The sequence below is a fragment of the Vibrio sp. V23_P3S9T160 genome (genome assembly GCF_963886625.1).
Classification (GTDB): Bacteria; Pseudomonadota; Gammaproteobacteria; order Enterobacterales; family Vibrionaceae; genus Vibrio; species Vibrio anguillarum.
This window is the reverse complement of record NZ_CAWPDB010000056.1, coordinates 1-4,497: the sequence shown is the minus strand read 5'-3', so window position 1 is coordinate 4,497 and position 4,497 is coordinate 1. Positions and strand designations below refer to the sequence as shown.

4 protein-coding genes are annotated in these 4,497 nt (G+C 41.2%); 2 read left to right on the top strand and 2 right to left on the bottom strand.

Going from position 1 to position 4,497, the window contains the following annotated elements:
• Window positions 1-294 (top strand): IS4 family transposase (locus tag AACU59_RS03455; protein WP_272925441.1); only part of this gene is annotated, 294 nt, incomplete at its 5' end.
• A 51-nt stretch (window positions 295-345) separates the two neighbouring features.
• On the opposite strand, the gene AACU59_RS03450 is transcribed toward AACU59_RS03455, so the two are convergent.
• Complete coding sequence (locus AACU59_RS03450; RefSeq protein ID WP_017043498.1) at window positions 346-543, bottom strand: PA3496 family putative envelope integrity protein; 198 nt, start codon at window positions 541-543, stop codon at window positions 346-348.
• 355 nt (window positions 544-898) lie between these two features.
• Here AACU59_RS03450 and AACU59_RS03445 point away from each other — a divergent pair, with 355 nt between their 5' ends.
• On the top strand, window positions 899-1,354 hold the full coding sequence (locus tag AACU59_RS03445; RefSeq protein ID WP_013868228.1) for a hypothetical protein: 456 nt from the start codon (window positions 899-901) through the stop codon (window positions 1,352-1,354).
• Window positions 1,355-1,543: 189 nt separating this feature from the next.
• Here the strand turns inward: AACU59_RS03445 and AACU59_RS03440 are convergent, their stop codons facing one another.
• Entirely contained in the window at window positions 1,544-3,520 is a 1,977-nt protein-coding gene (locus AACU59_RS03440; RefSeq protein ID WP_017043500.1) for a replication initiator protein RctB domain-containing protein, read from the bottom strand.
• Between the last annotated feature and the right edge of the window lie 977 nt (window positions 3,521-4,497).

Sequence of the window (4,497 nt, the reverse complement as noted above, 5' to 3'; positions counted from 1 at the left end):
CTCCAGTTGAGATTTATGAATGAATCAGATGAGTTATCTAAGAGCAGTTGTGAGCCGATATTAAAAGGCAAAGCATGGAAGCTAATGTGGCTAAAGCTAGAAAGAAAAGGGCTACCGAAGGAAGCTCCGGACATATCATGGGCTTACAGAGGTATTGCTCGATTAGGGGGTTGGAAGAATACAAAGCGAACGGGTCGTGCTTCTATAAAGACATTATGGCAAGGATGGTTTAGGTTACAAACCATCCTTGAAGGGTATGAACTGGCTAAGTCTCTTGATTCACCAGACTTGTGATCAAGAGACAGGGCTATGCGCCACCCTTAGGGGATTAATGGTGAGAACTCGTCAGTGAAGTATGCCTAGCTCCTTCGCTTCTTCAATGGTTAAACCACTTTCTCGAATCTCTCTTAATGCTTCAATACGACGGCGAGCTTCGGCTGATTTAAGGTTTTTAACTGGTTTTTGAGTTTCTACTTCTTCCGTGAAGTCCCACTTATTTGCAATATCAGTCATTTCGTCATGGTCAATAGAATTTATGGACATTGTTACCTCCGAACAAACCACGTAAGGGACATGTAATCTGTAGCAAACGACATTTGATTTGTTAAGCATATTTCGTCCATATTGTGATTTTGGCGATGGTTTAGAAACCTTATTTTTAAAACTATTAATATTACTTTGCCAACCTTGCTAGACGAGGCTAAATTTAAATATTGCGTACATGAATTCAATCGTTTTAGCGCTCATTTTATACTGGTGCATACTATCGCAGTCCCCCCTACCCCACGCTCTTTCAATGTGCTGATTTTTAGCACATGGTTCCCCATTTCTGTTTGGCAAATAAGCTTGAAATGCACCAGACTGTAGTTAATACATTTAAAGTTGTAGGTAAGACGCGATGTGTAAGCTTCACGACTGGTTAACCGAGATCCATCAATGGCATCTGAACAAGCGCTATGACCAGGTGGCTCAATTACAACCTCTGATCCTTAATGCTCCACAAGAGATCTGGGGGCCGGATCTGAGTGATGATCAAAGTAAAGCAATTGCTTGTTGGCTTGATGCTTGCCTGCGCCAATATGAGTACTACAAGCTCATTGACGGTGAGCTTGCCTTCCAATATCTGCAGCTTGCTTACGCTCGTTTTCAGCGTTGTGTCTCGGAGCCGAGTAGTGAACTTGAGTTAAAATCTTGGTGTATAAAACGGATGCAGCAGTTGATGGTACTGAGTTTGGAGCATCTCAACCAACAGCACGTTGATGAGGCCTTATCCCGAAGTTTAATTGATGCTCATGTTCGATTTCTTGCATATTACGCGTGGAACGATGATCAAGGTATAAAGCGAGGGTATTAATTGATTGCAGGGATCAACAGATAAAAAAATAGCGAGTTATATAACTCGCTAAAAACATATATGAGCCAATCTATTAATTCATCAGATAGGACAAAAGGTTGTCTATTCGTTTCCTATACTAACGAACCTTCTAAAACAAAATGTCAGCTACATGTCAAGGTTGTGTTGTAAATTGGTTTTAAATACCTTTTAAATACCAATAGCGACTTCATCAAGTGCCCGGAATACGGATTCATCTAAATGCCCCTCGTACACTTGCTTGCACACTTTGCGGCGTACCGCGAGACCCGAGATCAAACGTTCGATCGATAAATGTTTATTCTCGTTTTTCGTGTTATAGAGCTCGATCAATTTACTTAACGTCTCATAAGAGATCGCCTCATTTCCAACCCTCAGCCAATCCAGCTTATCAATCAGCTCTGTACACTCTTCCTTGATAGAGGATGGTGGATGCCCAGTCATTGCTGATAACGCCGTTATACTGCGTTCTAGGGCCTCTGGAGAGGTATATTTAGATAAGGTAATCGTAATTTCATCGGCATTGATCTCTACTAGGTGTTTGCGCTGCTTAACTCTTCGTCCCAGCTTACCCTTTGGAGACGGCGCTTTACGTTGAATAGGTTCAAATTCACCATCAATGATCTCAGAAAGCTCTTCTAGTTTTTGCTTCGAAACCATCTCATTGCGCAGTGGGTTAGGCAACGTTGGAGCCATGTTGCGTTTGCCTGCATTGGTGGTACGAGCGCGCGAGTAGCGCAGGACTTCTTCCACATCGCATTTAATGTCGACTTGGTAATCCATCACTTTTTCTTTATCCACCAGTGTGGTGACCGTCAAATGATAGCCCCAAAGATTCACGACAAATAACGAATCGCTGCCCTTTCCTTCCGATAATCGTTTTAGCTCACGGACAAGATCCATCGAAAAACGACGCCATTCGATATTACGGGCCAACTTTTGGTTCAATTCACTCAGTAGCATGCTGTCGGTATGGCGACGCGACATGCGACTGCGAAAATAGGAGTAGAGTTGGAAGACCAACGTATGTTGCTTTAGGATCTCTGGTGGAAACAAGAAAAAGTAATCGCGAGTGAGTAACTCTTCGTAGAATGAAGGCTCCCACACCAAAATGTACAAATTAGGTTTGATCCTAATTTCACCATCAGCCCCTTCCGTTGGCGCTTCTTCAGAAGCGGTGATCGTTCTTGCTAGGAACCGAAAACGATCACTCTTAAATCCTTCTGGCATGTTTTCACTCAGCCAACGGCCGGTTAACTCATGCAGTTGGAAGTCTGTAAATTCAATCCGATCAATACTATCGCGAATAGAATCTCTTGCTGGGCCACTATCTTTTTTACCGCGAAGCGACAAAATGTCAGTAATGTACAATGGGGTTTTATTCGGTGTGTGTTTGGTATTAAGTTGGTAATCTTCTTGGTGGTGATCGTGGTATTGCACCGTTAAGGTGAACAGTGCAAACAGTGTCATTAGATCATCGACTGTCATGATATTTTTGGAAGAACGAGTTTCAATGATCGCACGGGTACCAGAAATCGATACCATTGATTTCTGGTAGCTTTTACGAGTTCTCGGTGGAGCTAATGCTTGATCAATGATCCCAGCCCAATTGGTGGGTGAAACTACAAACTGATCCGCTTCGTCTTTCATCGCTGGTGGAATATTTAGCCCATGCTCTGTCAACAAACGCTTATTGACCTGAGTTTGAGCCAGCGCTTTTGAACGCTTGCGTTTTTCTGTCTGTTTTACTGATTCAGTTACCAGACTGGTTGAACCAAGCACAGAGATGAGCTTATTTGGGTTAACAAATTTATGCAGCATTGTTTTGCCAGCTAAACCTTCTTCAAATCTCACCGGGATCTGTTTAAATAAACCAATACTTACTGCAGCACGCAGCCGTTGCTGAATAGCCGCTCTGGTCAATTGGCCATCGGTTGCTTCAATTAACTCTGTTGTCGAGACTAGCCCATCTTGGCTGCGAAAACCTCTTAATGAGATCAGGTTAAGAAGTTCAACGATACTTTTGGTAACACCTTTAAAATGTTGGTATTGATCAACCCAATCAACAGCAGTTTCTGAAACTTCAAAAAGATGCCCATCTTTGTGGCTCCTTGGTGCTTTGATCAATATTTTTTCGTCTGCGTTCATTATTAGATCCGTATCACACTAGCCGTAATATCGCTATAGTTCCAATAGAATAAAGAAAAAGAGATCATAAATAAAGAAAAACTTATTGCTTTTAAATAACTGATCTTTTTGATTATTCTGATCTATATTGCTTATATGATCTAATGATCAGGCCTTAATGAGCAGCCTAATTGATTGTTTTATAGGGATAAAAAAAAATCCCCTTCAGAAGCATGATCATAGAAAACTGAAAACATGATCATTGTAGAGAAGAAAGCATGATCAATCACATTCCGAACGATGATCATCAGACGACTGAATCAATGATCAAACACTTTCTTAAAGCATGATCATGGCTCATGTACAACTTATCCACATGATGAGTTGAAGTGATTATTTTATTTGAGCTAGATGAAGAATATGGGCTTGGTTTTTCTTTGGAAAGATGATCAAGGAAGTGCATTAAATGTTCTTTCAAAGTCGATTTTGGCATAAACACGAATTGAAATGACAAATAACTCTTTTAACGGCTTCTATTATAAGGAGTGAGAGTGTGTCGAAAGCATGATCAAGAGCGTATTGAAGAAGGTTTTGTTATTTGGTGTGTTTTAAATTTTACTTGTTATGTACTAGGTATCTTGCTCAGCCCCTATTCCATCTGCAATCCCCCGTAATTATGCGCTATTTTTACATGCTTCCGAGCTTAAATCACACTTGATCATTGATCCGATGAAGATCCGTTTGTTTTCTGATTATTTGCTGATAAGGAAGGCGCTAATTCCTCTTGATCATTGTTCCTGTGGCGAGGGATCTCTTCGGACGCATGATCATCATGTTAGCCTTGATCATGCGTCCTGGCACCCTGACGAAAAGGATAAGTTTCCCCTGCCCTGTCTCTCTAGTTATTATTATTCATGTTGTACGATTATTTAATTGATCTGCAGGGGGAACATCATTCCAAATGACACATACCGTAAATTATGCTGCTTCTCTAATCG

Bases quoted from the DNA above. Each gene is read 5' to 3' on its own strand.
- AACU59_RS03450 (WP_017043498.1), bottom strand. From the start codon at position 543: ATGTCCATAAATTCTATTGACCATGACGAAATGACTGATATTGCAAAT.
- AACU59_RS03445 (WP_013868228.1), top strand. From the start codon at position 899: ATGTGTAAGCTTCACGACTGGTTAACCGAGATCCATCAATGGCATCTG.
- AACU59_RS03440 (WP_017043500.1), bottom strand. From the start codon at position 3,520: ATGAACGCAGACGAAAAAATATTGATCAAAGCACCAAGGAGCCACAAA.